Source organism: Spirillospora sp. NPDC048819, assembly GCF_040650055.1.
Lineage (GTDB): Bacteria > Actinomycetota > Actinomycetes > Streptosporangiales > Streptosporangiaceae > Spirillospora.
The window spans coordinates 585,773-612,026 of the sequence record NZ_JBEZGN010000002.1 but is presented as its reverse complement, the minus strand read 5'-3'; the positions used below and the strand labels follow the sequence as shown (position 1 = coordinate 612,026).

The window sequence follows — 26,254 nt, the reverse complement described above, 5'->3', positions numbered from 1 at the left end:
CTGGGGTTGCTGGACCGGCTGGTCGACTCGGGCAAGTCGGTGATCGTGATCGAGCATCACCAGGCGGTGATGGCGCACGCGGACTGGATCATCGATCTGGGCCCCGGCGCCGGCCACGACGGCGGCCAGATCGTCTTCCAGGGCACTCCCGCCGACCTGGTCGCCGCCCGCACCACCCTCACCGGCCATCACCTCGCCGACTACATCGTCAGCTGAGCCACGGCGGTCAGGGCTTCGCCAGGCCGGGTGAGCGTCGTGACGAGTGGATAGATCGGTCCGATGAAGCAGCGGACTAGGGTGACGCCATGACGCGGGACACCCGACCCCGGCCGCTCGAGGCCGGCGCGCTCGTGCTCGGCCGGGCGGCGCGCGACACCCGTCCGCTCAACGTCATCGCGGACGTGGTGGCCGGGACGCTCCGCGCTGAACTGCCCTGAGGTGCGGCTTCAGCGCGTCAGGGTCGGCGCCGTCTACGGCGGGGCGCTGCTCGGGCCGCTCGGCGGCGGGGTCGTGGCACCGATGCTTCCCGAGATCGGGCGGTCCGTGCACGTGTCGCCGGAGGCTGCGGCCGCGTCGCTGACCGCGTACTTCATCCCGTTCGCACTGCTGCAGCTCGTGTCCGGGACGCTCGGGGAGCGGTGGGGGCGCAGGCGGACGGTCCGCGCCGCCTACCTCGTGTACGCGGTGGGCGCGGTGGTGTGCGCCGCCGCCCCGTCGTTCGCCGTGTTCCTGGCGGCGCGTGCCGTTCTCGGGACGGCCAACGCGTTCACCTCGCCGCTGCTGCTCGCCGGCCTCGGCGACATCGTGGCCCGCGACAGGCTCGGACGGGCCGTCGGCGTGTACTCCAGCTGCCAGTCGGCCGGGCAGTCGTTCGCGCCGCTGGTCGGGGGGCTGGTGGTGGCGTCGTCCTGGCGCCTCGGGTTCGTCGTCGTGGCCGTGGCGGCGGGCCTGCTGGCGTTCGCGCCGCCGCCCGGGGAACCGCGTCCCGCCGCGTCCGCGCCGCCGTGGCGGCCGCTCGTCAGCCGGCGGATGGCGTCGCTGTCGGCCGCGGCGTTCCTGTCCTACACCGGCGCGTCGGCCCTGCCGTTCATGGTCGCGCTGTACGCGCGGGAGGAACTGGACGCGGGCGCCGACCTGACCGGGCTCGCGCTGCTCGGGTTCGGCGTGGCCGGGCTCGTGCTCGGCGCCGTGTGGGGACGCGTCACGGAGCGGTTCGGGGCGAGAGCGTGCGGCGCCGTCGCGGCCGTGGTGACCGGGGTCTTCGTCGCGGTGGCCGGGGTGTCGGGGTCCGTGGGGGAACTGGCGCTGTGGTGGACGCTGGCCGGGGCGGGCGCCTCGATGCTGACCGTCGCGCTGCAGAGCCTGACGCTGCGCGCGGTGCCGCGCAACCGGGGCGGGGCGCTGTCGGCGGTGTCGGCGTTCCGGTTCGGCGGCGGCGCCCTCGCGCCGCTCATCTGGCTGCCGATCTACCACGTGTCCGCTGCCGCGGCGTTCGTCGCGTCGGCCGCCTCGCTGCTGATCGTGCTTCCGGTCCTGCTGTCCCTCGGAAAGCCCGGCTGATCACAATCGCGCGGTATGGGCCGGGTCGCCGTCCGGATGTGCCAGTCTGGTGGGGCCTGGCCCCGCCCTGAGGAGAACGTCCCGTGTCGCAGCCCGACCTGCCGGAACGCATCGGCCGGTACCGGATCGTGGACCGCCTCGGCGAGGGCGGGATGGGCACGGTGTACGTGGGGCTGGACGGCACCGGGCGCAAGGTCGCCATCAAGGTCATCAGACGCGAGTTCGCCGCCGACCGGCAGTACCGGGCGCGGTTCCAGGCCGAGGTCTCGGCGGCGCAGCGGGTCCGGCCGTTCTGCACGGCGCCGGTCCTGGACGCCGACCCCGCCGCCGAGCCGCCCTACCTGGTGACCGAGTTCGTCAACGGGCCGAGCCTCGGCGCCGCCGTGGACAAGGACGGCCCGCTCCGGGGCGCCGACCTGGAGGCCGTCGCGGTCGGCATCGCGACCGCGCTGACCGCCATCCACGACGCCGGCGTCGTCCACCGCGACCTGAAGCCCGCCAACGTGCTGCTGTCGACGTTCGGTCCGCGCGTCATCGACTTCGGCATCGCCCGGTCCCTGGACGGGACGAGGCTCACCGCGACCGGCGGCATCGTCGGCACGCCCGCGTTCATGGCGCCCGAGCAACTCGACGGGCGGGGCGCCACCGCGGCGTCCGACGTGTTCGCCTGGGGCGCGACCGTGGCGTTCGCGGCGCGCGGCGGGCCGTGCTTCGGCGGTAACTCGATCCCGGCGATCATCCACCAGATCGTCAGCGGCGAGCCGGATCTGAGCGGGCTGGACGGTTCGCTCCTCGGCGCCGTCCGCGCGGCGCTCGCCAAGGACCCGGAGCGGCGCCCGTCCGCCCAGGCACTGCTGGACGGCCTCATCTCCAGCGGCGTCCGGCAGCAGCCCGCACAGGCCCCGCCCAGGCCGCCTGTGCAGCAGACCCAGGCGCCCGCCCCGCAGCGGACCCAGGCTCCGGCGGCACGGCACACCCCGGCCCCGGCGCTCGCCGCTGGGGAGGCGGAGGCGCTGGTCGAGCGGCAGTACCGGCAGGCGGCCCAGGCCGGAGACCCGGGCGCCATGCGCAACCTCGCGGTGCTCCTCAACGGGCAGGGCCGCACGGCCGAGGCGGAGACCTGGAACCGGTACGCCGACGCGATCGCCGCCCGTCCCGCCGCCTACCGGCAGCCGACGGCCTACAACGCCCAAGCCGTCCCCGCGCCGCCGCAGCACCCGTACCCGCCCGCACAGCACCCGCCCGCACAGCACCCGCCCGCACAGCACCCGCCCGCACAGCACCCGCCCGCACAGCACCCGCCCGCACAGCACCCGCCCGCACGGCACCCGCACGCCGGTCCGCACGCCAAGCCGCCCATGAACAGCCTCGCGATCTACGCGATCTCGATGGGCGCGGTCGGGCTGATCACCTGCGGGCTCCCGTCCATCCCGGCGATCGTCGCCGGGCATATGGCCTGGATACGGGTACGGCGTTCGGGCGAACGCGGGATGGGGCTCGCGGTGACCGGGATCGCGCTCGGCTGGATCATGGTCGCGTTCTGGGCCCTGGTCGCCTTCGGCGCGGCCCTGCCGGACGAGCAGTGATCCGCGGCGCCGGAAAACCCGTTGCGGCGGTTCCCGTGCGATGGCACCGTGGACGACGTCAGCCCGTCCAAGACGGTGACACGAGACCTTGAGAGGAGGACCGGCCATGGCTCTGGAGCAGTATCGACTTCGACTGCCCTCGGCGTCGCACGCCCGCCCCGGCCGGTATCCCGTCTCCCTGTAGACCTCCTGGCCGAGCCACCGCGAGTGACGCCGCCCTCGCGAGATCCCTGCGGCTCTACTCCAAAGGCAGAGAGGCCACTTTCAGGAAGTGGATGTTCCGGGTTCGAATCCCGGGAGCCGCACGCATGCCTCCGTAGTCCAACGGCAGAGACGGCAGCATGAGGTGCTGTGCGATGGGGGTTCGAATCCCTCCGGAGGTACGACGCGGGCCCGTCCTCGGACGCGGCCCGCGCAAGGGGCGGCGCCGACGTCCGGAGAGTCGGGCCTGGCTGTAACCCAGGTGCCTCGCGCTGAGTGGGTTCGAATCCCACCCGCCCCACAGGCGTCCGAGGAGATGGACGAAGGCGCCGGAGAACTGACGTCCATCAAGCCGTCTCGGTTTCCTTCCGCGTGGTGAGGCGCCGCGTCCGTGGGCGTCGGACGGCGAATCCGATGGCGACGAGGGTCGCCGCCGCGCACAGCCAGGCGAAGACGTCGCCGATGACGCGGTACGGAGTCGTCGTGCCGCTCGTGGGGACGTCCACGATCCAGGGGTCGTTGGCGCCTGGCGTGGTGTCCTGCTGGGACAGGACGTTGCCTTGGTGGTCGAATGCCTGGGAGGAGCCGTTGAAGTCCTGCCGCACCAGGGCGTAGCCGTTCTCGATCGCCCGCAGACTTGCCATCTGGGTGTGGATGCGGCCCATCTCCGGCCAGTCGCCACCGGGGACGAGCATGATGTCGGCGTCGACGCGCATCATCGCGGGGAAGTCCGCGTCGTAGCAGATGACGTTGGTCAGGCGCCCGTACGGCGTCTCCACCACCGGCACCGGGCCCACGCCTGGAGTGTTGGGTTCCAGGCCCGGGATGGGGTGGTGCTTCTGGTACGTCCACAACACGTTGCCGTCCGGGCCGATGAGGACCGTCTCGTCCTGGACGTAGGGCGCCTCGGGCAGGTAGATGTTCAGCGCCATGTTGAGGTAGATGCCTTCTTGCCGGGCCAGTTCCGCGGCCTCGGCCTGAAGGGCGGGCTTGTCGGCGGAACGCACGCGGCCCGCGTTCTCCGACCAGAAGACGATCTTCGCGCCCGCCCTGGCCGCCGTGCGCGTGTCGGCGAACAGCTGATCGGAGATCAGGTCGAAGCCCGCGCGCACCGCCGCCGGGTCGGCGGACCGGGACACGGCCTCGAAGTCGCCGAGGCCAGCCCCGGCCAGCCGCTCGGCCCGCTCGTTGACCGCCATGTCCGGGTTGAGGCCCGCGACGCGGACGGTGGGCGCGGTCGAGGCGGGGGCGAACGCGAGCCGTGCCTGCCCGCCCATGATCACCAGGGCGAGGAGGGCGGCCACGGCCAACGCGGGCCTGGCGCTGTGCCAGGAGACGCCGCGCTCCCACAGGTGATTCGCCGCGGTCGCGACGATGCCGATGAGGAACGAGATCGCGTACGGGCCGGTGACGGCGAGCACCTGGAGAAGCGCCAGGTCGGCGTGCTGTGTGACGGCCGGCAGCCCGTAGGCGGTACCGAACGGGTTGAAGGTTCCGAGCAGGAACGCGGTGGCGGTCAGCGCGGCCGGGAACGCGAGCAGCCGACCGAGCGTGCCGAGCCTCGGTGAGACGAAACGGTCGACCGTGAAGGGCACGAGGGTGCCGGACGCGAGGCTCAGCACGCCGATGAACGTCAGGAAGGTCAGCGGCACGGCGAGCTGCACCACCCAGAACATCCCGCCGGCGACGCCCACCAGCCACACCAGCGGCAGGGCCGTCAGCGCCCGGCCGGTCCGCAGGAACCGGAGCAGGAAGATCTGGAAGACCCACGCGACCAGGGCGAGATCCCACCGCCCGCCGACGGCGAAGAGCTGCAGGAGCAGCCCGAGGGCCAGCCAGAGGTACCGGCGTCGCTCCGGTGGGAAACGGCGTTCGGAGTCGCCGTCACCCTGCCGGGGCGCAGGCCCCGGAGGCTCGGTCGCGCCCGGATTCGGGTCGGTGCCGGTGGTCGTTCTGCCCATGATTCCTCCACTCACCGTTCTGCCGGGCGGTAGGCCGTGCCGACGGCGGTGCCGCCGAGGCCGATGTCGTGGGCGGGCGCGGCCACCTTCTGCGTACTGAACATGCTCCGGAAGCTACGGATCCGGCGCGCCCCGTCCGAGCACCGTGCCTCGCAGGTTTCATGACCGCCGCGCGCACGGGACCCCGCTCCGGCCAGGCGTTATGGTGCATTCGTGAGCAGTTCGACGTTGCCGGGGGACATGGTCCGGCGGCTGGTGAGCGTCGGTGAGCGACAGGGGCTGGACGGAGCCTCCCTGTTGCGGCGCGCGGGTGTTCCCGCCGACGCCGCGCGCCTGCCGGGTGTGGCGATCTCCCAGGCGGCGGAGCTGACCCGGGAACTGTGGCTGCTGACCGGGGACGAGCTGTTCGGGCTGGGACCGCCGATTCCGCTGGGCTCGTTCCGGTTCATGATGCGTTCGATGATCCACGTGCCCGACCTGCGGGCGGCGCTGCAGCGGCTGACGGAGGCCGGCGAGGTCCTGACGGGCATGCCGGGTGTGCGCGTGATGGCCGGCGAGACGCTGGTCGAGGTGGAGCTCGACGTCAGCGAGCTGGACGATCCCGACCATCTGGGCGCCGAGATGTTCGCCACGGTGATCCACCGGATGCTGGGATGGCTCGTCGGACGGCGGATCGCCCTCCTCGATCTGCGCCTGCCCTGGCCGGCGCCCCCGTACGCCGCGGACTACGAGATCGTCTTCGGCCGGCATCCGGTGTTCGACGCCGCCCGGCTGTCGCTGGCCTTCGATCGCCGGATGCTGTCCGCGCCGCTGGTACGGGACGAGGAGCAGCTCGACGACTACCTCACCGACCAGCCGAACGTCTGGTTCGCGACCCGCGACTACGGGTCGTCGACCGCGGACCGGGTGCGCAAGATCCTCGCCCGCGGGCTGAGCGGGCACTGGCCGGCACCCGACGACATCGCGGCGCGGCTCAGCGTGAGCACCCAGCATCTGCGCAGGCTGCTGAGGGCCGAGCACACGTCGATCGGCCGGCTCAAGCAGGACATCCTGCTTGAGGCCGCCGTCGCCAGCCTGTCCCGCGGCGAGGAGTCCGTGGAGGAACTGGCCCGGCGGCTGGGGTTCTCCGAGGCCAGTGCCTTCCGCCGTGCGTTCCGCCGCTGGACGGGCCGGCCACCCGGCGCCTACCGTCCCGCGGGCGGGCGCGAGTCGGCGTCCACCGGCGAGGGAGCGGGCCGGTAGAGGGCCTCGATCTCCTCCGCGTACTTCTCCGCGATCGCCCGCCGCCGGGGCTTGTTCGTCGGGGTCAGCTCCGCACCGCCCGGTGCCCACGAGACCGGCAGGACTCGGAAGTACTTGATCTGCTCGACCCGGGACAGCATGGCGTTCGCCCGCTCGACGCCCGCCTCGACGGCAGCCCGGACGGCGGGCAGCTCCGAGAGCACGGAGACGTCCTCCTCGCCGGACGACCCGTCGGTGGCCGTGAGGGCCCGCGCGGCGACGGGGTCGAGGACGATCAGCGCGACCACGTAGGGACGGCGGTCGCCCACGACGACCACGGAGGCGGCCGGCGGGCAGGAGACGAGCACGGCGTTCTCGATGTTGGACGGCGACATGTTCTTGCCCGAGGAGTTGACGATCAGGTCCTTCTTGCGGTCCACGATGGTGACGTATCCGCCGGAGTCGACGGTGCCCACATCGCCGGTGTGCAGCCATCCCTCGGCGTCGATCGCCTCGGCGGTCTTCCGCGGTTCACCGCGGTACCCCCTCATCAGCGTCGGGCCGCGCAGCAGCAGTTCCCCGTCGCCGGCCACCCGCACCTCGACGTCGTGCATCGGCACCCCGACCGTCCCCGGCCGGATCCGGCCCGGAAGGTTGATGGCCCCGGCGGCGGCCGTCTCCGACATCGCCCACCCCTCGCAGAGTTCGATGCCCAGCGACTGGAAGAACCGGATGACCTCCGGGGCGATCGGCGCGGAACCGGTGATGACGGCGCCGGCCTCGTCCAGGCCGATCTGCGCCCGCAGCCTGCTCAGCACCAGCCGGTCGGCGGCGGCCAGGCGGACCGCCAGGTGGGGCGGGACGGGGCGGCCGGCGTTGCGCAGGTCGGCGGCCTGCCGACCGACACGGGCGGCCCAGCCGGCCAGACGGCCGCGGACCCCGGTCTGCGCGGCGATCGCCTGGCTGATCACGGCCTGCATCTTGTACCAGAAGGCCGGGACGCCCAGGAAGACGGTCGGACGCACGGCGGGCAGCACCTGGGTCATCGTCTTCAGGTCGGCCACGGTGGTGATCGAGGCACCGGCGGCCACCGCAAGGTAGTGGGCGAAGAACCGGTTGGCGACGTGCGCGTCCGGGAGATACGAGACCAGCCGCCCGTCCCGCGCGGACGAACCCAGGTGAGGCAGGAGAAGTCCGCTGCGCAGGCACGCGAGCATCGCGCGGTGTTCCACTTCGACGCCCTTCGGCGGCCCCGTCGTCCCGGACGTGTAAATGAGGGTGACGAGGTCATCGGGGCGCACCGCCCGCCAGGCGGCCTCGAAGTCGAACCTTTCCGGCCGCCGGGCCTCCAGGTCGGCCAGCGGAACGGCGCCCGCGGCCGCGCCGTCGACGCAGACGATGTGCTCCACCGCCCCGCCCGCCTCCCTCACCGCGGGCACCCACTGCCGCTCGGTCACCACGACCCGGTTGCCGGCGTTGGAGAACAGGTGGGCGACCTGCGACGGCGGGCTCGTGTTGTAGACCGAGAACGGTGTGGCGCCGAGGTGCAGCACCGCCATGTCCACGAGGTGGAACTCGGGCCTGTTGGTGAGCATGAGCGCCACGGTGTCCCCGCGGCGGACGCCGAGCGACGCCAGGCCCCCGGCGATGCGCCGCACACGCTCGGCGTACTGGCCCCATGTCAGCTCCACGGCGCCGTCCGAGCTACGCAAGGCGACCCGGTCGCCGTGTGCCTTCGCGGTGTGCTGGAAGAGTTCGGCGAGGCTCCGCGCCGACTGCAGCGTGTCCTTGACGTCCATGGGGACCTGGCTCCTATCCCCGGGTCGCCCTGACCCCTACCGGGTCACCTTCGACCTCCCGGACACCCCATCATCGGTTCGGCCGCGCGGAACCGCACAGGACCGCCCCGCGCCCGTTGCGGGACCCTCGCGCGCAGGCGGCAGGGCTCACCGTTGCGATCGACGCGCTTCTGAACTAATGTCTGGACACGTGTCCGGTAATGAGCAGCTGACGACCGAGCCCACACGACGCCGCCTCACCGAGCGGCAGGCCGACACGGTGCGGCGGCTGACCGACGCCGCCGTGGTGGAGGTCGGCGAGACCGGCTACGAGGGGCTGACCGTCCGCAACGTGGCCAAGCGCGCCGGGGTCGCGCCCGCGACCGCCTACACCTACTTCGCCTCCAAGAACCACCTGATCACCGAGGTGTTCTGGCGGCGGCTCAGTGCGCTGCCGCCGGTGGAGGCCGACGGCACGCTGCACGAGCGCGTGGAGGAGGTGCTGCGCGAGATCGCCCTGCTGGTGTCGGACGAGCCGGACCTCGCCGCCGCGTGCACCACCGCGCTGCTCGGCACCGACCCCGACGTCCGCGAGCTGCGGATGCGGATCGGCGTCGCCATCCGCGAGCGGCTCCAGGCCGCGCTGCGCGACCACGACGACCCCAAGATCCTCGGCGCGCTGGAGCTGGCCTACACCGGCGCGCTCGTGTACGCGGGCATGGGCTACACGTCCTACGCCCGCATGGCCGACCGGCTCGCCGAAATGGCAGAGCTCATCCTGCCCGAACCCCCCGAGTGAGGTGACGGCCGTGGACCCTGCTGCGCAGGTCTTCTACAGCCCCTTCGACTACGCCGTCCACGAGGACCCGTATCCCTTCTACACGCGGCTCCGCGACGAGGCGCCGCTCTACCGCAACGACGAACTCGGCTTCTGGGCGCTGTCCCGGCACGCCGACGTCTCCGCGGCGTTCCGCGACCACGCGACGTTCTCCAACGCCAACGGCGTCTCGCTGGAGCCGAGCGCATGGGGGCCGCAGGCCCACCGGACGATGTCGTTCCTGGCCCTCGACCCGCCGCGCCACACCCGGATGCGGGCGCTGGTGTCCAAGGGCTTCACGCCCCGGCGGGTGAAGGCGATGGAGGACGACATCCGGGCGCTGGCCCGGCGCCACCTGGAACCCGCCCTGGACAAGCGCGAGTTCGACTTCGTGTCCGACTTCGCCGGGCTGCTGCCCATGGACGTCATCTCCGAGATGATGGGCGTCCCCGAGGCCGACCGGGTGGAGGTGCGCCGGCTCGCCGACCTCGTCGTCCACCGGGAAGAGGGCCTCAACGACGTCCCCCAGGCCGGGATGGAGGCGGCGCTCACGCTCGTCGGCTACTACCAGGACATGGTCGCCGAGCGCAGGCGCGGCCCGACGGACGACCTGACGTCGGCGCTGCTGGACGCCGAGATCGACGGCGACCGGCTGGACGACAAAGAGATCATCGCGTTCCTTTTCCTGATGGTGGTCGCCGGCAACGAGACCACGACCAAGCTGCTCGCCAACGCCCTGTACTGGGGGGCGCGGAACCCCGAGCAGGCCGCCAAGCCGTTCGGCGACCCGGCCCGCGTGGACGACTGGGTGGAGGAGACGCTCCGCTACGACACCTCCACCCAGATGCTCGCGAGGACGGTCACCCAGGACGTCGAGCTGCACGGGCAGCGCGTCCCCGAGGGCGACCGGCTGCTGCTGCTGGTGGGCTCGGCCAACCGCGATCCGAGGGTCTTCGAGGACGCCGACTCCTACGACCTCGACCGCGACACCTCGCAGCTCGTCAGCTTCGGCGGCGGCCGGCACTTCTGCCTGGGCGCCAACCTGGCCCGGCTGGAGGCGCGGATCGCGCTGGACGAACTGGTTCGGCACGTCTCGTCCTACGAGGTCGACCACGCGGGCGCCGAACGCGTGCACTCCGTGAACGTGCGCGGCTTCGCCGCTCTGCCCGTGCGTGTGGTCGGCCGGGGGCGGAGGGAGAGCTAATGCCACGGTTCGATCCGCACCCCGAGCGGCGTCCGGTCGTGGTGGCGGGCGCGTCGTCGGGGATCGGCGCGGCCACCGCGACCGCGCTGGCGATGGCCGGGCATCCGGTCGCGCTCGGCGCGCGGCGCGCCGGCAAGTGCGAGGAGCTCGCCGCCACCATCCGGGCCGGCGGGGGAGAGGCGCTCGCGCATCCGCTCGACGTCGGCGACTCCGACTCCGTCAAGGCGTTCGCGGCGGCGGCCGCCGACGCGCTCGGCCCGGTCGAGGTCGTGATCTCCGGCGCCGGCGACCTGGCCGCGGGACGCCTCCACGAGCTCGACTCCGCCGACTTCCTCGCACAGGTGCAGGTCCACCTCGTCGGCGCGCACCGGCTCGTGTCGCACTTCGTCCCGCAGATGGTGGCGCGGCGGCGCGGCGACATCGTGTTCATCTCCTCGGACACCGTGCCCGCCCCGCGCTCCTGGACCGGTGCCTACGTCGCGGCGAAGAACGGCGTGGAAGGCATGGCGCGCACCATGCAGATGGAGCTGGAGGGAACGGGGGTGCGGGCGTCCATCGTCCGGCCCGGACCCACCGCGACGGGCATGGGCATGAGCTGGGACGCGGAGACGACCGGCGCCGTGCTGGAGGACTGGGTGAAGTGGGGCCACGCCCGCCACCCGTACTTCCTGCGCCCGTCCGATGTCGCCGCCGCCGTCGCGGCCGTCGTCGCGACCCCCCGCGGCGCCCATCTCCGGCTCGTCGAAGTACAACCCGAAGCCCCCCTGGAGGATTCATGACCGCTTTGGTGGAGCCGCGCGTGGTGTCGGGCGGGCCCGACCACCTCGAGGAGCTGCGCTCCGACCCGATCGGGCTGATGCAGCGCGTCCGGGACGAGTGCGGCGACGTCGGCGAGTTCCGGCTCGCGGGGCGGCGCGTCGTCCTGCTGTCCGGCGCCGAGGCCAACGAGTTCTTCTTCCGCTCCCCCGACGAGGAGCTGGACCAGGCCGAGGCGTACCCGTTCATGACCCCGATCTTCGGGGAGGGCGTGGTGTTCGACGCCACCCCCGAACAGCGCCGCGAGGCCCTGCACAACCAGGCGCTCAAGGGCTCGTTCATGAAGGGCCACGCCGCCACGATCTCCGCCGAGGTCGACCGGATGGTCGCCGGCTGGGGCGACGAGGGCGAGATCGACCTGCTCGACTTCTTCGCCGAGCTGACGATCTACACCTCGTCCGCGTGCCTGATCGGGCGCAAGTTCCGCGAGCAGCTCGACCGCCGGTTCGCCGACCTCTACCACGACCTCGAACGCGGCACCGACGCGCTCGCCTACGTCGACCCGTACGCCGACATCGAGAGCTTCCGGCGGCGCGATTCCGCTCGCGCGGCGCTCGTCGAACTCGTCCAGGGGATCATGGACGGCCGTCCGCCTCGGGGGGTGGCGGGGCGTAGCCATGGGGGCGAAACACAGCCGCCGAAGGAGGACCGCGACCTTCTGGACGTCCTCATGTCCATCAAGAACGGGGACGGCACCCTCAAGTTCGACGCCGACCAGGTCACCGGCATGTTCATCTCGATGATGTTCGCCGGGCACCACACCACGTCCGGCACCGCCGCGTGGACGCTCATCGAGCTGCTGCGCCACCCGGACGTGCTGGACGGCGTCGTCCGCGAGCTGGACGAGCTGTACGAGGACGGGAGCGAGGTGTCGTTCCAGGCGCTGCGCGCCATCCCGTACCTGGAGTCGGCGATCAAGGAGGCGCTGCGGCTGCACCCGCCGCTGATCCTGCTGCTGCGCGTCGCGCAGTCCGACCAGGAGGTCTGCGGGCACGGCATCCCGGCGGGCACGATGGTCGGCTGCAGCCTCGCCGTGTCCAACCGCATCGAGACCGACTTCCCCGACCCCGACGCCTTCCAGCCCGAACGCTACGTCGCGCCCCGCGAGGAGGACCTCCTCAACCGGTGGACGTGGGTGCCGTTCGGCGCGGGACGGCACCGCTGCGTCGGCGCGAACTTCGCGATGATGCAGCTCAAGGCGATCTTCTCGGTGCTGCTGCGGGACTGGGAGTTCGAGCCCGCCCAGCCGCCCGAGACCTACCGCAACGACCACTCGAAGATGGTCGTCCAGCTCGCCCAGCCGTGCGCGGTCCGCTACCGCCGGAGGCGCCGGTGAGGGTCGAAGCCGACCTGGACCTGTGCCAGGGACACGCCATGTGCGAGCTGGAGGCCCCGGACGTCTTCGAGGTCCCGCCCAAAGGCAAGGTCCGCGTCCTGGACGCCGAACCGCCCGAGGACATGCGCGCCGAAGTGAAGGCCGCCGTCCGCTACTGCCCCACCCAGGCCCTCAAACTGCTGGAGACGTGATGCCCTCGTTCCCCCGTGAAGAACTCGACGCGATGGTGGAGTACTGGCTGGAGGCCAACCGGCGCTGCGAGGAGGCCGGCGACTGGCGCCCCCTCGCCGACCTCTACACCGAGGACGCCACCTACGGCTGGAACATCGGCCCGAAGCAGGACTTCATGGCCGTCGGCCGCGACGAGATCCGCAATCTGGCACTGGGCTCGGAGATGGGCGGCCTGGACGGCTGGACGTACCCGTACCAGAGCATCCTGGTCGACGAGGTCAAGGGCGAGGTCGTCGGCTTCTGGAAGCAGGTCGCCGACGCCAGGCGCCCGGACGGGTCGCCGTACGAGGTGCTCGGCATCGGCGGGTCCTGGTTCCGGTACGCCGGGAACCGCCGGTGGTCGTGGCAGCGCGACTGGTTCGACCTCGGCAACGTCACGTCGGTGTTCGTCGAGATGATGAAGGCGGACGTGCTGTCGGACGGGATGAAGCGGCGCCTCGACCGGGCCGCGGCCGGCGAGCCGATCCCCGGCTACTACGCGCGAGGGGAGAGCCCCGTCCCGATCTGGTGACCGCTGATCAGATCTGCCCTTCGGGCTTCTCCGGGATCGTCGCCTTGATCGACGGGCCGAGTTCGATGAGCACGTCCCCGGCCGGGTTGTACTTGGGCGGGACGGTGACCTCGACGTAGGCCTGCCGCGCCACCGCGGTGAAGGTGACCGGCCGGTCGACGGGGTACCCGAACCAGTCGATCCCGTTGATCGTCACCAGCGCCGACGCCGGCTGCAGCGCGGCGGGCCGCGGCACGCCGCAGCGCAGCGCGATCGCGGGCGAACCCCAGGCGGCGGTCAGCGGGGACTTCGGGGAGGTGTCGCGGCGCTGCTGCCCGTGCACCTTCTCGGGCAGCCGCAACCCTTCGCACAGGCGCTGCGTGGCCGTGTCCGGCTGCGGCACGGGGACCTGCACGGCCCCGTCGCCGCAGGCGGCGGCCACCAGCGCCACCCCCGCGACCAGGACGGGACGGAGCAGCCGTTTCACACTCAGGGGACGACCCCCCAGACCCCCCGGCAACGGCCGTTTAGATGTGAACAATCGGGCACGTGAGGGTACGGGTGATTCCGTCGACCGCCTGGATCTGCGCGACGACGAGCTTGCCCAGCTCGTCGACATTGCGCGCCTCCGCTCGGACGATCACGTCGTACGGCCCCGTGACGTCCTCCGCCAGCGTGACACCCGAAATACCGGAGATGTGACCTGCCACGTCGGCCGCTTTGCCGACTTCGGTCTGGATGAGGATGTAGGCCTGCACCATCACGTCCTCCCCGGGCGGAGAATGAACCGTCGGACGGTTCACCGTATCGTGTTACGCGCCGCGGCGGGCGGCCGGGGGAGGGCGTGCCGCGATCACGCCGCCCGGATGCGGGAGACACGGGGAACGGCGCGCATGGGCACCATCGGTGAAGCGGGCGAGTTCGGGCTGATCGCCCGGCTGACGCGGCGGCTGCCGCACGGCCCGGCCGTGCTGCTCGGCCCCGGCGACGACGCGGCGGTGGTCGCCGCGCCGGACGGGCGCGTCGTGGCCACCACCGACCTCCTCGTCGAAGGCCGGCACTTCCGGCGCGACTGGTCCGGCCCCTACGACATCGGACGCAAGGCCGCCGCACAGAACCTCGCCGACGTCGTCGCCATGGGCGCGCGCCCCACCGCGCTGCTCGTCGGGTTCGCGGCCCCGCCCGCCACCGCCGCGGACTGGGCCGAGCGGCTCTACGACGGCCTCGCCGACGAATGCCGCGAGGCGGGCGCCGCCGTCGCCGGCGGGGACGTCGTCGGCGCCCCCGAGATCACGCTCGCCGTCACCGCGCTCGGCGACCTGGGCGGCGGCGCGCCGCTCACCCGGTCCGGGGCGCGTCCGGGCGACATCGTGGCCGTCCGCGGCCGGCTCGGCCACGCCGCCGCCGGGCTTGCGCTCCTCGCCGCGGGACGCGGCGGTCCCGCCGAGCTGATCGCGGCCCACCGCCGTCCGAGGCCCCCGTACGAGGCGGGACGGGAGGCGCGGTCCCACGGTGCCACCGCCCTGCTGGACGTGAGCGACGGGCTCGTCCAGGACCTCGGGCACATCGCCGCCGCGAGCGGTGTCCGGATCGACGTCGACTCCGCGGCCGTGCCCGTCCCGGAGATCCTCGGGCCGGACGGGCTGCGCCACGCCCTGACGGGAGGCGAAGACCACGCATTCGCCGGAACATTCCCCGCGGACGCCGTTCTGCCCTCATCCTGGAGAAGGATCGGGATCGTCGCCGAAGGGACGGGGGTACGCGTGGACGGCCGCGAGCCGCAGGCCGGCGGATGGGACCATTTCCCAGCGTGAACGCGCCGATCACGGAGCGCGTACAGCCCTGTGGGTTGACGGATGCTGTAGGCATGTTTGGTACTGGTTTGGTATACATCCTGTGATCGAAGAGGGATGGGATGGGACGACACAGCAGGGTTGAGCGGCAGGACGACGACCCCGTGCCGGGCGACGGTGCGCCCCGGGGGCCGTTCTACGGTGCTCCACCCGGCCGGCCCTACGACGCCTTCTCCGGACCGACCGACGACCGGGTCTACGTGTCGCCGCACGACCGCATCTCGACCGGCCCGCCGCCCGACGCGGAACGCCAGAACGGGCCTCCGCCCCGCCGCCTGTTCGAACCGCTCCCGGGCGACTATCCCGGTGACTATCCAGGCGCCCCCGGTTCCTACTCCGCCGCAAGTCCCCACCCCGCAGACCCCGAGTGGCCCCCCGATCCGCCGGAGCCCCGCACCCGCCCGGCCGCGTCCGGCGGCCGCCGGTGGCTCAGATTCCTCTCGGTGCTCCCCGTCCCCCTCATGCCGATCCTCGCGCTGGTCATCGCCGTCGGGATCGTCTCCTACGCGCTGAGCACCCAGCAGATATCCCTCAACTTCGCCGGCGGCGCACCCCAGAACACCCAGACCAACCAGCGCGACAGCCAGGTCTCCCAGCGCGGACCGGGCGAACGCGCCAGCCGCGGCGCCGGCCGCTCCGACGGCCTCGTCATCGCGTTCCGGGTCGCGTCCAAGACCCCCGACGGTTTCAAGGCGACCGCCACGATCGCCAACAAGGGCCCGCGGCCCGTCTCCCAGTGGGCGCTCGCCTTCAAGATCCCGACCGCCTCGGTCACCGCCGTCAGAGGCGCCACCGTCGTCCGGACGGGCTCGGTCCCTCTGGTCCGCGGCCGCACCGGGATCGCGCCCGGCGAGACCGTGCGGATCGTGTTCGCCGCGCGGGGCACAGCCGCCACGCCGACCTCGTGCATCCTGAACAGCCTGCCCTGCGCCATCGTCTGACCCGCGCCGGCGGCCGGACGCCGCCCAGCCCCCCAGCTCGCCATAAAGTGGACGGCATGTCGCATTCTCCGTCCACGGCCCAGGCCCCGCCCCTCGTGCTCACCGTCGCGGGCTCCGACTCCGGCGGCGGCGCCGGCATCCAGGCGGACCTGAAGACGATGCTCGCCCTCGGCGTCCACGGGATGAGCGTCATCGCCGCCGTCACCGCGCAGAACTCCCTCGGCGTCCAGGGCTACTGGGAACTGCCGCCCGAGGCGGTGCGCGCCCAGCTCGACTCCGTGCTGTCCGACATCGGCGTCCACGCGATCAAGACGGGGATGCTCGCGTCCACGGTCCTGGTCGAGACCGTCGCCGAGGCCCTCGCCGGGTCCGGGGCGCCCGCCGTCGTCGACCCCGTGGGCGTGTCCAAGCACGGCGACCCGCTCCTCGCCCCCGACGCCGTCCACGCCGTCCGCGCGGCGCTGCTGCCGGCCGCGACCGTCGTCACCCCCAACCTGTACGAGGTGGAGCAGCTCACGGGCGTCAAGGTCGTCGACGAGGCCGGACTGCGCGAGGCCGCCGAGGCCGTCAAGGCGCTCGGCCCGCGATGGGTCCTGATCAAGGGGGGCCATCTGCCGGGCGAGCCCGCCGACCTGCTGTTCGACGGGGAGCACGAGCACCGCTTCACCGCGCCGCGGCACGACAACCGGCACACCCACGGCACCGGCTGCACGCTCGCGTCCGCGATCGCGTCGCATCTGGCGTTGGGCGACGACGTCCCCACGGCGGTCGGGAAGGCGAAGGAGTACGTGACGGGCGCGATCGCGGCGGGCTTCCCGCTCGGCGCCGGCATCGGCCCCGTCGACCACGGCTGGCGGCACCGCGCCTGAGACGACCGGGCGCACGGGCCCCGGGAACACGAAAGCCGGCTCACCGGACGGATCCGATGAGCCGGCCGAAGCCCGCGGTCCCGGTTCAGACCGTGGGCTTGACGACCTTGCCGGCCTTGATGCAGGACGTGCAGGCGTTGATCCGCTTGGTGCTGCCGTTCACGACGGCGCGCACACGCTGGATGTTGGGGTTCCAGCGGCGCGGGGTGCGGCGGTGCGAGTGGGAGACGCGCATGCCGAAACCGGGTCCCTTGCCGCAGACGTCGCAGACGGAAGCCACGGGAAACTCCAAGTGGGTGTCGATGCTCTGACCGGAGCGCCGCCCGATGCCGCCGACGCCGGCCGGGGATCACGGGTGCTCACTGATGAGCGCCTCGGACGAGGCGCACGGATCAGAGTAGCCGACGCCCGGTCGGCTGCGCGAATCGCCTCGCGATCCACCCGGTTTCCCGGGACGGTGCCCGCACGATACAGAAGAGGTGCGAGACGGCGAGAGGGGCGGCTCCGTGGGCGAGGTCCTCGATGGGGTGGCGGTACGAAGGTGGTGCAGGTCCGCGGCCGAGGCGCTGGGGCGGACCCGGACGGAGATCGACGCGCTCAACGTGTTCCCGGTCCCGGACGGCGACACCGGGACCAACCTGCACCTGACCGTGATCGCCGCGGCGGACGCCCTGGACGAACTCCCCGAAGCCGCCGACGCCCCGCGGGTCTGGCGGGCGCTGGCGCAGGGCGCGCTGCTGGGCGCGCGGGGCAACTCCGGCGTGATCCTCAGCCAGGTGTTCCGCGGGCTCGCCGACGTCCTCGGCCCGCTGGAGGCGCCGCCGGACGGCACGGTGTTCGCGGCGGCGCTGGAGCACGCGTCCGGCCTGGCCCGCGGCTCCGTGGAACACCCCGTCGAGGGGACGATCCTGAGCGTCCTCGCCGAAGCCGCCTCGGCCTGCGCGCCGGGGACGTCCGGAACCGGTCTCGCCGAGGCGGCGCGGACCGCGGCCGGCGGGGCCCGGCGGGCGCTCGGCCGCACCACGGCCCAGCTGGACGTGCTGGCCCGCAACGGCGTCGTGGACGCGGGCGCCGCCGGTCTCTGCGTGGTGCTCGACGTCCTCGCGGCCGTGATCACCGAGGAGTACCCCGAACGGTACGAGGTCCCCGCCCGCGCCGCGGGGACGCCGCCGCCCGCGGAGGAGCACCAGGAACCGCACGGTCCCGGCTACGAGGTCATGTACCTGCTGGACGCCCCGGACGACGCCGTCCACGCCCTCCGGGAGAAGCTGGACGTCCTCGGGGACTCCCTCGTCGTGGTGGGCGGCGACGGCCTGTGGAACGTCCACGTCCATGTGGACGACGCCGGCGCCGCGATCGAGGCGGGCATGGCCGCGGGACGCCCGCACCGCATCCGCGTCACCTACCTGCACGCCGGTGCCGGCGAGCAGCCGCAGGCGCCGCACACCGGGCGCGCGGTGATCGCCGTCACCGCCGCCGACGGGCTGGCCGCGCTGTTCGAGCAGTGCGGCGCGCGCGTCGTCCGGCGCGAACCCGGCACGGTGCCGCCGCTCGCGGTGCTGGCCGAGGCGATCCTCGCGGCGGGCGACGAGGTCACCGTCCTGCCGAACGAACCCGAGGTCCTCTCACTCGCCGAGGCCGCCGCAGAGCGCGCGCGGGACGGCGGCGCGCGGATCGCGGTGGTACCGACGAAGGCGTCCGTCCAGGGGATGGCCGCCCTCGCCGTGCACGACCCGCTGCGCCGCTTCGGCGAGGACGTGATCGAGATGACCCGCGCCGCCGGCGCGACCCGCTTCGGCCACCTGGAGGTCGCCGAGCAGGAGGCGGTGACGAGCGTCGGCCTCTGCCAGCCCGGCGACGTCCTCGGCCTGATCGAGGGCGATGTCGTCACGATCGGCGCGGACGTCGCCGAGGTCGCCCGGAACCTCCTCGACCGCATGCTGTCCGGCGGCGGCGAGCTCGTCACGCTGATCGCCGGGACCCACGCGCCGCCCTCGCTCACCGGGATTCTCGAAGGACACCTGCGCGGCGATCACCCCGACGTCGAGGTCGGCGTCTACGGCGGCGGCCAGGAACGGTACCCGCTCCTCATCGGCGTTGAGTGATTCCCGTCGCCGCCATGGGCTAGAAAAGACTGCGTGGCGAACCTCGACGAGCCGTTGCGCAAGGTCCTCGGCGACAAGACGGCCAAGGCGCTGGAGAAGGGCCTCGACCTGCACACGGTCGGCGACCTCCTGCACCACTACCCGCGCCGCTACGCCCATCGCGGCGAGCTGACCCAGCTCAGCGGCCTGCAGGACGGCGAGCACGTCACGGTCATGGCGGAGGTCGTGAAGGTGCAGGGCCGCAGCCTCACCCGCAGCCCCGGCTACGTCCTGGAGATCACCGTCACGGACGGCACCGGGCAGCTGAAGCTGAGCTTCTTCGGCCGCAAGGGCTCCTACCGGCCCGAGAAGGACCTGTCGCCCGGCACCCGCGGCCTGTTCGCCGGGAAGATCAGCACCTACCGCCCCCGCAGCGGCAAGGAGGTGCGGCAGCTCGCCCACCCGCAGTACAAGGTCGTCGCGGAGAAGGGCGCCGAGGAGGCCGCGCAGGAGTGGGCCGACGAGATCATCCCGATCTACCCGTCCAGCAAGGCGCTGCCCATCGAGACGATCGGCACGTCCGTCGGAACCGTCCTCGACCAGCTGGCCCTCCCCGCCGACCCGATGCCCGGCGCGCTCCTCGGACGCCGCAGCCTGATCGGCCTGCGCGACGCGTACGAAGGCATCCACCGGCCCCGCACCTGGGACGAACTGAGCCGCGCCCGCGCCCGCCTCAAGTGGGACGAGGCGTTCGTCGTCCAGGCGGCCCTGGCCCAGCGCCGCCTTGCCGCCGCCGCACTCCCCGCCACACCCCGTCCCCCCTCCTTCGGCGGCCTCCAGGCGGAGTTCGACGCCCGCCTGCCCTTCGAACTCACCAAGGGCCAGCGTGAAGTCGGCGACGAGATAGCCGCCGACCTGGCCTTGGAACACCCCATGCACCGCCTCCTCCAAGGGGACGTCGGCGCCGGTAAGACCGTGGTCGCGCTGCGGGCGATGTTGCAGGTGGTGGACAACGGAGGGCAGGCGGCACTGCTCGCGCCCACCGAGGTCCTCGCCCAGCAGCACTACCGGTCGATCACCGGCATGCTGGGCGACCTGGCCGAGGCCGGCCAGATCGGCGGCGCGGACAACGCCACACGGGTCGCACTCCTCACCGGGTCGCAGGGCGCGAAGGCGCGCAAGGCGGCACTGCTGGACGCGGCGTCAGGCGCCGCGGGCATCGTCGTCGGGACCCACGCGCTTTTGCAGGAGAGCGTCCAGTTCGCCGACCTCGGGCTCGTCGTCGTGGACGAGCAGCACCGCTTCGGCGTCGAGCAGCGGGACGCGCTGCGCGAGAAGACCGACGGCGGCCGCCCGCACGTCCTGGTCATGACGGCGACACCGATTCCCCGCACGGTCGCGATGACCGTCTTCGGCGACCTGGAGACCTCCGTCCTCGGTCAGCTGCCGGCGGGCCGCTCGGAGATCCAGACCCACGTGGTGCCGCCGGAGAAGCCCGCGTTCTTCGCCCGCACCTGGGAGCGCATCAAGGAGGAGGCGGGCAAGGGACGCCAGATCTACATCGTCTGCCCCCGCATCGGCGAGAAGGAGGGCGACGAGGGCGACACGATGGACGCGGAGGACGAGTCCGGCCGCCGGTCCCCGCTCGGGATCATGGAGGTGCTGCCCAAGCTGGAGGAACTGCTCGCCGGCGTGCGCATCGGCGTCCTGCACGGCAAGCTGCACCCGGACGAGAAGGACGCGGTCATGCGCCGCTTCACCGACCGGGAGCTGGACGTCCTGCTGGCCACGACCGTCATCGAGGTCGGCGTGGACGTCCCCAACGCCACCGTCATGGTGATCATGGACGCGGACCGGTTCGGCGTCTCGCAGCTCCACCAGTTGCGCGGACGCGTCGGACGCGGCTCCCTGCACGGCCTGTGCCTCCTCGTCACCGACGCCGAACCGGGAAGCAAGGCCCGCGAGCGGCTCGACGCGGTCGCGTCCACCACCGACGGCTTCCGGCTCTCCCGCCTCGACCTGGAGCAGCGCCGCGAGGGCGACGTGCTCGGCGCCGCGCAGGCCGGCCGGGCGTCCAGCCTCCGCCTGCTCACCCTCCAGCGCGACGAGGACGTCATCCGCGACGCCCGCGAGGAGGCCACGGCGCTCGTCGAATCCGACCCCGACCTGTCCGCCCACCCGGGCCTGGCCACCGTCCTCGCGTCGCTCCTGGACGAAGACCGCGCCGACTTCCTGGAGAAGGCCTGATCTCTGCGGGTTCGGCCGGCTGCGCGGATGACGGAGAACGCATGGCCGATCACGGACGTCTAACGTGTGCGGATGGTCAGTGGCCATCCACGGCTCGTGTGGGTACAGGTTCCCGTGCGGGTTCGTGTGCGACGGAGGAGCTCCCATGACGGCCGTTGGTCCCCTGCTGCCGGACGACCCGGTGCGGCTTGGACGGTATGAGCTGGTCGGGCGGCTGGGGGAGGGCGGCCAGAGCGTCGTCTACCTGGGGCGCCGCGATGACGGCGTCCAGGCGGCGGTGAAGCTGCTGCGCGACCGGCTCAGCCGTGATCCGGAGTGGCGGGCGCGGTTCGAGCGGGAACTGGGGATGATCGGGCGGGTCGCGGGGTTCTGCACCGCGCAGGTCGTGGACGCCGACGTCTCCGGTGATCTGCCGTACGTCGTCAGCGAGTACGTGCCGGGGCCGTCGCTGAGCGGGCTCGTGAACGAGCAGGGGCCGCGGACGGGCACCGATCTCGACCGGCTGGCGATCGGCACGGTGACGGCGCTGGCGGCGATCCACCGGGCGGGGATCCTGCACCGCGACTTCAAGCCGTCCAACGTGCTGATGGGGCCGGACGGGCCGCGCGTCATCGACTTCGGCATCGCGCGGGTCATCGGCTCGGCGGCGGCCAAGGGCAGCGGCGTGGTGGGGACGCCGTCGTACATGGCGCCCGAGCAGGTCACCGACGCCGAGCTGGGCACGGGCGTGGACATGTTCACGTGGGCGGCGACGATGGTGTTCGCGGCGACGGGACGCCATCCGTTCGGCAACGACACGATCTCCGCGGTCTTCCACCGGATCCTGCATTACGAGCCGGACATGTCGGCGCTGCCGGAGTCGCTGCGCGGGGCCGTCGCGTCCTGCCTGGCGAAGGACCCGGCGATGCGTCCGGAGGCGCAGCAGGTCCTGCTGAACCTGCTGGGCGGTGCGGCCGGGCAGGGGGACGAGGGGACGCTCAGCACCGGCGCCGACTTCGCGAGGGCGCCGCTGGCGCCGCCGACCGTGGGGCGGTCGGGTCATCTGGCGGGCACGGACTCGGGCGGGACGGCCCCGCAGCCGCGGACGGTCCCGCCGGTGCGCCGGCGGCGGACGCTGGGGATCGTCGCCGCCGTCACGGCGCCGCTGCTCGCGCTGGCCGTGGGCGGGACGGCGTGGGCGCTGCTGTCGGGCGGCTCGGGGAAGGATCCCGCGAAGGCGGACACCGGTTCCGCCGCGCCGCCCGCCGCGGCGGTGGAGGCGGTCGAGCCGGCGTCCCGGGCGATCGAGACGGTGCTGTCGTTCGACCACGCGTCGCTGGAGGAGAACATGGCCGCGGCGCACCGGGTGTCCACGCCCCGGTACGGCGCCGACTACGACCGGCAGCTCGCGACTCGCGACTACCGCGAGGAGCTGAAAGCGAAGAAGGGCTCGGTCACCGCCGACGTCGTCGACTCCGCCGTGGTGGCCTCATCGTCCGGCAGGGTGACGGTCCTGTCGTACGTGCGGCGGACGGTCCGCGCGGAGGACGCCGACCCCGGCAGGCTCCAGGACCCGATGCGGGCGACCATGGTCAGACAGGGCGACGGCTGGCTGCTCGACAGCCTCTACTCGCTGAAGGCGGGCTCCACCCGGGCCGACACGACGGGCGCCGCCTGGCCCGGCCCGCAGGCCCGCGGGGCGCTGGACGCCGTGTCGCGGGACCCGTCCGTCGCGTCGGGGACGCCCGTGGAGATCGGCCTGCGTCCGGCCGGGCAGGAGGACCGGCTCCTGGCACTGGTGATGCTCGGCGAGTGCCAGGGCGGCTGCACCGACCAGGACCCGGTGTCATTCCGGAGGCTGCTCCTTCAGCGGTCGGGCGACGGCTGGAAGGTCGCGAGCTCCGAGCGGCTCTGAAAACGGAAAGGGCGCCTCCGCGGCGGGAGACGCCCTTCCGGCGGGGTGCTCAGGACTCGCGGGCTGTCCGCCTGCGGGTCGCGGCCACCGCGGCGCCGCCCGCGGCGATGGCGGTCAGGCCGAGCGCCACCAGCGGCAGCGCGTCGGCTCCGGTGACGGGCAGCGCCTTCGGCGGCGTGAAGTCGCCGGTGGCCGTCGCGCCGGGGCCCATCGCCGTGCCGGACGGGAGTTCCGGCAGCAGCGGCGACGACGGCAGCGCGGGAGGGGCCGGTGAGGGGCTCGGCGGCGCCGGGCTCTCCGGCGGCACCGGCGGGCTCGGCGGTGCAGGCGGCGTGGGCGGGGTCGGCGGCGTCGGCGCCTCGCAGCCGCCGCCGACGCACGCGTTGGCCGACACGTTCGCCGACAGCGGCGTGCCGCCCGCCGGAGCCACCGACGCGCCGACGCCGGCTCCGGCGCTGACGACCTGCTTGCCGCCCGACACCTCGGCACCGGTCTTGACCGTCACCCCGGCGCTTCCGGCGGACGAGGCGGCCTTGGCCTCCACCTCGGCGCCCGCCTGGACGGTGGCGCTGGGCAGGGACGCGCTCGCGCCGGTCTTGACCCGGATGCCCGCGCCGCCACCGGAGGTGTTGACGCCGGCGCCGAGGTCGAGGCCCGCGGAGGCGGTCCTGGTGGCCTCGTCGTAGTTCAGACCGGCGCCAAGATGAAGGTCGAGCACGGGCTCCTGTGTGCGCTTGACAGGGGGCTGGGAGGTCTCGGCGTGTGAGACGCCGCTCATGGCGGCAATGCCGAGAACCGTCGCTCCGGCCGTCACCGCCAGTCTCCTACCGTGATGCACAGAGTTCTCCTGAGGGGATTGGTTGCACAACCTGCGAGCACGTTTACACGTCCAGTAGTCGCTGTGAACAGCGTTCGGATCATTTAGGTGTGGTTTCACAAGAGACCGCGGTGCGCGTTGTGCAGTTTTCGCGAGCCGTCCGCCGGCGGACCGACGCGGGCGTTCGGCGGGACGTTGCGCCGTGCACGCGGGGCCGCCGCGATACTGGAGGGATGACCAGGGTCATCGCGGGAAGCGCGGGAGGGCGGCGGCTGGCCGTCCCGGCGGGACGGGACACCAGGCCGACCAGCGACCGCGCCAGGGAGGGCCTGTTCTCCACGGTGCTGGCCCTGCTCGGCCCGCTGGACGGGCTCCGCGTCGCCGACCTGTACGCGGGATCGGGGGCCGTCGGCCTTGAGGCGCTATCCAGGGGCGCCGCCCACTCGCTGCTCGTCGAGTCGCATCCGCGCGCGATGAAGGTGATCCGGCAGAACGCCGAGGCCCTCGGGCTCCCCGGCGCCGTTCCGTGCCCGGACAAGGTGGAGCGGGTCGTCCGCAGGCCGCCGGACGAGCCGTACGACCTGATCTTCGCGGACCCGCCGTACACGCTGGCGGACGCGTCCGTCACCGTCCTGCTGGAGAACCTGCGCGACCACGGGTGGGCGGCGCCGGACGCGCTGGTCGTCGTGGAACGCGCCGCGCGAGGTCCGGCGCTGCGGTGGCCGGACGGGTACGAGGCCGAGCGGGACCGCCGTTACGGCGAGGCGGCCTTCTGGTACGGGCGCGCCGGAGGCCATGGCGGGAACGGATTCGGGTAGGGGCACGCGCATGGGACCCGGGACCGACCGCGCGCTGGCACGTACCTGGGTCGTCACCCTCGTGCTGATCGTCGCGCTGATGGCGAACATCACCTACGTGCAGGGATTCCAGGCGCAGGAGCTGCGGGACTCCGCCCTCAACGCCCGCCGGCTCGACGACCGCTTCAAGATCGACCGCGGGCCCATCGTGGCGGACGGCGAGCGCCTCGCCTGGTCGGAGAAGATCGACGGCGAGCGCTACCGGCGCCGGTACGAGGACGGCCCGGTCTTCGCGCCCGTCACCGGCTACTTCTCCGTGTTCTCCCAGACCGGCCTGGAGGAGGCCGCGAACCATTTCCTGGACGGGACCGACGACCGGCTCGCCACGTCCAACCTCATCGACAAGATCCTCGGAGAGCACGTGCCGGGCGGGACGGTCGAGGCCACCGTCGACGTCGAGGCGCAGCGCGTCGCCTACAGGGCGCTGAAGGACGCGGGCGTGCGGCGGGCGGCGGCCGTCGTGCTCGACGCCGACACGGGCGCGATCCTGGTGATGGCGTCCACGCCGGCCTACGACCCGAACGAGGTCTCCACCCTCGACCGCGAGGAGGCGGAGGCGGCGTTCCAGCGGCTCAACGCCCAGAGGCTGAAGCCGCTGCTCAACAAGGCCACCGGGGAGCTGTTCCCGCCCGGCTCCACGTTCAAGACCGTGGTCGCCGCGGCCGCGCTGGAGGCGGGGGCGAGCAAGGACACCGGGGTCAGGGCGGGACGCAGCTACAAGCCGCCGGGCGCCGGGCAGGCGATCAACAACGACGCGGGCGACATCGGCGGGGCGTGCGATCTGAGGCGGATCCCGCTCATCGAGGCCTACGCGCAGTCGTGCAACACGACGTTCGCCTACATGGGCGCGGAAGAACCCGGCAACGACGCCGTCCATGAGGAGGCCGCCGAGTTCGGGTTCGGCGACCGGATCGAGTACGCGGACGGCCTGCTCAGCGCCGCCAGTTCATTCCCGCGGACCGACCAGCCCGCGCTCAGCGCGCTCGGCTCCATCGGGCAGGGCAGCACGGTCGCCACGCCGCTGCAGATGGCCATGGTCGCCGCCGGGATCCTCAACGACGGGGTGATCATGCGGCCGCATCTCATCGACAGGCTGCGCGCCCCCGGCGGCCGGACGGTGGACGACATCTCGCCCGGCCGGATGTCCCGGGCCCTGACGTCCGAGCAGGCGCGGCAGATGCGGGACATGATGGAGGCCGTCGTCGAGAGGGGCACCGGCAAGTCCCTGAAGGGCACGTCCATCCTCGGCGGCAAGACGGGGACGGCCGACGTCACGGGCGCCCCCTACAACGACCGCTGGTTCATCGGCTTCGGCCCGCGCGAGGACCCGGAGTACGCGGTCGCGGTGATGACCGAGGCGCCCGGCTACGGCATCGAGTCCGGCCCGATCGCCGCCGAGATCGTCGGCGCGCTGGCCGCCTGAACCGCGCCGGGCCGGGGAGCCCGCCCGGCGGCCTCGCGCGTCTCGGACGAGCCCGGGTGAGAGGGAGC

At 73.0% G+C, this 26,254-nt stretch carries 24 protein-coding genes, 3 tRNA genes and 1 pseudogene; 22 read left to right on the top strand and 6 right to left on the bottom strand.

Annotated features, from left to right (window positions below; genetic code table 11):
- From AB0C35_RS05965 to AB0C35_RS05935, 7 genes and pseudogenes are all read left to right on the top strand, one after another.
- A pseudogene (locus AB0C35_RS05965) lies at positions 1-216 on the top strand (hypothetical protein); the annotation flags it as partial.
- An 89-nt stretch (positions 217-305) separates the two neighbouring features.
- The gene (locus AB0C35_RS05960; RefSeq protein WP_358451090.1) at positions 306-437 is read left to right on the top strand and encodes a hypothetical protein; all 132 of its coding nucleotides are present in this window, start codon (positions 306-308) and stop codon (positions 435-437) included.
- 1 nt (position 438) lies between these two features.
- Entirely contained in the window at positions 439-1,560 is a 1,122-nt protein-coding gene (locus AB0C35_RS05955) for an MFS transporter (RefSeq protein WP_358451088.1), read from the top strand.
- Between the two features lie 83 nt (positions 1,561-1,643).
- A complete protein-coding gene (locus AB0C35_RS05950; protein ID WP_358451086.1) occupies positions 1,644-3,146 on the top strand; it encodes a protein kinase in 1,503 nt (500 codons plus the stop codon).
- A gap of 232 nt (positions 3,147-3,378) precedes the next feature.
- A tRNA-Leu gene (locus tag AB0C35_RS05945) sits at positions 3,379-3,451 on the top strand.
- Between the two features lie 5 nt (positions 3,452-3,456).
- Positions 3,457-3,529, top strand: a tRNA-Leu gene (locus AB0C35_RS05940).
- A 35-nt stretch (positions 3,530-3,564) separates the two neighbouring features.
- A tRNA-Tyr gene (locus AB0C35_RS05935) sits at positions 3,565-3,648 on the top strand.
- 46 nt (positions 3,649-3,694) lie between these two features.
- On the opposite strand, the gene AB0C35_RS05930 is transcribed toward AB0C35_RS05935, so the two are convergent.
- Complete coding sequence (locus AB0C35_RS05930) at positions 3,695-5,308, bottom strand: nitrilase-related carbon-nitrogen hydrolase (protein ID WP_358451084.1); 1,614 nt, start codon at positions 5,306-5,308, stop codon at positions 3,695-3,697.
- A 213-nt stretch (positions 5,309-5,521) separates the two neighbouring features.
- Here AB0C35_RS05930 and AB0C35_RS05925 point away from each other — a divergent pair, with 213 nt between their 5' ends.
- Positions 5,522-6,550 carry an AraC family transcriptional regulator ligand-binding domain-containing protein gene (locus AB0C35_RS05925; protein WP_358451082.1) on the top strand — a complete coding sequence of 343 codons (1,029 nt, stop codon included), beginning with the start codon at positions 5,522-5,524 and terminating at the stop codon, positions 6,548-6,550.
- Here the strand turns inward: AB0C35_RS05925 and AB0C35_RS05920 are convergent.
- Positions 6,493-8,328: a long-chain fatty acid--CoA ligase gene (locus tag AB0C35_RS05920; RefSeq protein ID WP_358451080.1), complete on the bottom strand. Its 1,836-nt coding sequence runs from the start codon at positions 8,326-8,328 to the stop codon at positions 6,493-6,495. The two genes, AB0C35_RS05925 and AB0C35_RS05920, sit on opposite strands and share 58 nt — an antisense overlap.
- Positions 8,329-8,518: 190 nt before the next feature.
- Here AB0C35_RS05920 and AB0C35_RS05915 point away from each other — a divergent pair, with 190 nt between their 5' ends.
- Genes AB0C35_RS05915 through AB0C35_RS05890 form a run of 6 tightly spaced genes read left to right on the top strand, consistent with a single transcriptional unit; the run spans position 8,519 to position 13,222 of the window.
- Positions 8,519-9,106, top strand: a complete 588-nt coding sequence (locus AB0C35_RS05915) for a helix-turn-helix domain-containing protein (protein WP_358451078.1) — start codon at positions 8,519-8,521, stop codon at positions 9,104-9,106.
- A 10-nt stretch (positions 9,107-9,116) separates the two neighbouring features.
- The gene (locus tag AB0C35_RS05910) at positions 9,117-10,328 is read left to right on the top strand and encodes a cytochrome P450 (protein ID WP_358451076.1); all 1,212 of its coding nucleotides are present in this window, start codon (positions 9,117-9,119) and stop codon (positions 10,326-10,328) included.
- On the top strand, positions 10,328-11,107 hold the full coding sequence (locus tag AB0C35_RS05905; RefSeq protein ID WP_358451074.1) for an SDR family oxidoreductase: 780 nt from the start codon (positions 10,328-10,330) through the stop codon (positions 11,105-11,107). The genes AB0C35_RS05910 and AB0C35_RS05905 overlap by 1 nt, the downstream gene beginning before the upstream one ends.
- Positions 11,104-12,480: a cytochrome P450 gene (locus AB0C35_RS05900; protein ID WP_358451072.1), complete on the top strand. Its 1,377-nt coding sequence runs from the start codon at positions 11,104-11,106 to the stop codon at positions 12,478-12,480. Before AB0C35_RS05905 ends, AB0C35_RS05900 begins: the two co-directional genes overlap by 4 nt.
- Positions 12,477-12,671 (top strand): ferredoxin, encoded by a 195-nt coding sequence (locus AB0C35_RS05895; RefSeq protein WP_358451070.1) that lies wholly within the window; start codon positions 12,477-12,479, stop codon positions 12,669-12,671. The genes AB0C35_RS05900 and AB0C35_RS05895 overlap by 4 nt, the downstream gene beginning before the upstream one ends.
- A complete protein-coding gene (locus tag AB0C35_RS05890) occupies positions 12,671-13,222 on the top strand; it encodes a nuclear transport factor 2 family protein (protein ID WP_358451068.1) in 552 nt (183 codons plus the stop codon). The genes AB0C35_RS05895 and AB0C35_RS05890 overlap by 1 nt, the downstream gene beginning before the upstream one ends.
- A 7-nt stretch (positions 13,223-13,229) precedes the next feature.
- Here the strand turns inward: AB0C35_RS05890 and AB0C35_RS05885 are convergent, their stop codons facing one another.
- Both AB0C35_RS05885 and AB0C35_RS05880 read right to left on the bottom strand, forming a co-directional pair.
- A complete protein-coding gene (locus AB0C35_RS05885) occupies positions 13,230-13,688 on the bottom strand; it encodes a DUF3515 domain-containing protein (protein WP_358451066.1) in 459 nt (152 codons plus the stop codon).
- 40 nt (positions 13,689-13,728) lie between these two features.
- Positions 13,729-13,962, bottom strand: a complete 234-nt coding sequence (locus AB0C35_RS05880; RefSeq protein ID WP_358451064.1) for an Lrp/AsnC ligand binding domain-containing protein — start codon at positions 13,960-13,962, stop codon at positions 13,729-13,731.
- 132 nt (positions 13,963-14,094) lie between these two features.
- Here AB0C35_RS05880 and AB0C35_RS05875 point away from each other — a divergent pair, with 132 nt between their 5' ends.
- The 3 genes from AB0C35_RS05875 to thiD all read left to right on the top strand — a co-directional run bounded on the left by AB0C35_RS05875 (position 14,095) and on the right by thiD (position 16,864).
- Positions 14,095-15,015 (top strand): thiamine-phosphate kinase, encoded by a 921-nt coding sequence (locus AB0C35_RS05875; RefSeq protein WP_358451063.1) that lies wholly within the window; start codon positions 14,095-14,097, stop codon positions 15,013-15,015.
- A gap of 101 nt (positions 15,016-15,116) precedes the next feature.
- Positions 15,117-15,995 (top strand): cellulose binding domain-containing protein, encoded by an 879-nt coding sequence (locus AB0C35_RS05870; protein WP_358451061.1) that lies wholly within the window; start codon positions 15,117-15,119, stop codon positions 15,993-15,995.
- 56 nt (positions 15,996-16,051) lie between these two features.
- Positions 16,052-16,864, top strand: coding sequence for a bifunctional hydroxymethylpyrimidine kinase/phosphomethylpyrimidine kinase (gene thiD / locus AB0C35_RS05865; RefSeq protein ID WP_358451060.1), 813 nt, complete (start codon positions 16,052-16,054; stop codon positions 16,862-16,864).
- 85 nt (positions 16,865-16,949) lie between these two features.
- Here thiD and rpmB read toward each other — a convergent pair whose 3' ends face one another.
- Positions 16,950-17,144 carry a 50S ribosomal protein L28 gene (gene rpmB / locus AB0C35_RS05860; RefSeq protein WP_030164391.1) on the bottom strand — a complete coding sequence of 65 codons (195 nt, stop codon included), beginning with the start codon at positions 17,142-17,144 and terminating at the stop codon, positions 16,950-16,952.
- A 247-nt stretch (positions 17,145-17,391) separates the two neighbouring features.
- Here rpmB and AB0C35_RS05855 point away from each other — a divergent pair, with 247 nt between their 5' ends.
- From AB0C35_RS05855 to AB0C35_RS05845, 3 genes are all read left to right on the top strand, one after another.
- Positions 17,392-18,969: a DAK2 domain-containing protein gene (locus AB0C35_RS05855; protein WP_358451057.1), complete on the top strand. Its 1,578-nt coding sequence runs from the start codon at positions 17,392-17,394 to the stop codon at positions 18,967-18,969.
- A 33-nt stretch (positions 18,970-19,002) separates the two neighbouring features.
- The gene (recG, locus tag AB0C35_RS05850; RefSeq protein WP_358451055.1) at positions 19,003-21,195 is read left to right on the top strand and encodes an ATP-dependent DNA helicase RecG; all 2,193 of its coding nucleotides are present in this window, start codon (positions 19,003-19,005) and stop codon (positions 21,193-21,195) included.
- A gap of 145 nt (positions 21,196-21,340) precedes the next feature.
- The gene (locus tag AB0C35_RS05845) at positions 21,341-23,089 is read left to right on the top strand and encodes a serine/threonine-protein kinase (protein WP_358451053.1); all 1,749 of its coding nucleotides are present in this window, start codon (positions 21,341-21,343) and stop codon (positions 23,087-23,089) included.
- A 49-nt stretch (positions 23,090-23,138) separates the two neighbouring features.
- On the opposite strand, the gene AB0C35_RS05840 is transcribed toward AB0C35_RS05845, so the two are convergent.
- The gene (locus AB0C35_RS05840) at positions 23,139-23,903 is read right to left on the bottom strand and encodes a hypothetical protein (RefSeq protein WP_358451051.1); all 765 of its coding nucleotides are present in this window, start codon (positions 23,901-23,903) and stop codon (positions 23,139-23,141) included.
- A 236-nt stretch (positions 23,904-24,139) separates the two neighbouring features.
- Between AB0C35_RS05840 and rsmD the strand changes: the two genes are divergently transcribed.
- Positions 24,140-24,724 (top strand): 16S rRNA (guanine(966)-N(2))-methyltransferase RsmD, encoded by a 585-nt coding sequence (rsmD, locus tag AB0C35_RS05835; RefSeq protein ID WP_358451050.1) that lies wholly within the window; start codon positions 24,140-24,142, stop codon positions 24,722-24,724.
- Between the two features lie 10 nt (positions 24,725-24,734).
- Positions 24,735-26,186, top strand: a complete 1,452-nt coding sequence (locus AB0C35_RS05830; RefSeq protein WP_358451048.1) for a penicillin-binding transpeptidase domain-containing protein — start codon at positions 24,735-24,737, stop codon at positions 26,184-26,186.
- Positions 26,187-26,254 lie beyond the last annotated feature (68 nt).

Coding starts and splice junctions, on each gene's coding strand:
- AB0C35_RS05960 (WP_358451090.1), top strand. CDS start 306: ATGACGCGGGACACCCGACCCCGGCCGCTCGAGGCCGGCGCGCTCGTG.
- AB0C35_RS05930 (WP_358451084.1), bottom strand. CDS start 5,308: ATGGGCAGAACGACCACCGGCACCGACCCGAATCCGGGCGCGACCGAG.
- AB0C35_RS05920 (WP_358451080.1), bottom strand. CDS start 8,328: ATGGACGTCAAGGACACGCTGCAGTCGGCGCGGAGCCTCGCCGAACTC.
- AB0C35_RS05905 (WP_358451074.1), top strand. CDS start 10,328: ATGCCACGGTTCGATCCGCACCCCGAGCGGCGTCCGGTCGTGGTGGCG.
- AB0C35_RS05900 (WP_358451072.1), top strand. CDS start 11,104: ATGACCGCTTTGGTGGAGCCGCGCGTGGTGTCGGGCGGGCCCGACCAC.
- AB0C35_RS05890 (WP_358451068.1), top strand. CDS start 12,671: ATGCCCTCGTTCCCCCGTGAAGAACTCGACGCGATGGTGGAGTACTGG.
- AB0C35_RS05880 (WP_358451064.1), bottom strand. CDS start 13,962: ATGGTGCAGGCCTACATCCTCATCCAGACCGAAGTCGGCAAAGCGGCC.
- AB0C35_RS05875 (WP_358451063.1), top strand. CDS start 14,095: ATGGGCACCATCGGTGAAGCGGGCGAGTTCGGGCTGATCGCCCGGCTG.
- AB0C35_RS05870 (WP_358451061.1), top strand. CDS start 15,117: ATGGGACGACACAGCAGGGTTGAGCGGCAGGACGACGACCCCGTGCCG.
- thiD (WP_358451060.1), top strand. CDS start 16,052: ATGTCGCATTCTCCGTCCACGGCCCAGGCCCCGCCCCTCGTGCTCACC.
- AB0C35_RS05845 (WP_358451053.1), top strand. CDS start 21,341: ATGACGGCCGTTGGTCCCCTGCTGCCGGACGACCCGGTGCGGCTTGGA.
- rsmD (WP_358451050.1), top strand. CDS start 24,140: ATGACCAGGGTCATCGCGGGAAGCGCGGGAGGGCGGCGGCTGGCCGTC.
- AB0C35_RS05830 (WP_358451048.1), top strand. CDS start 24,735: ATGGGACCCGGGACCGACCGCGCGCTGGCACGTACCTGGGTCGTCACC.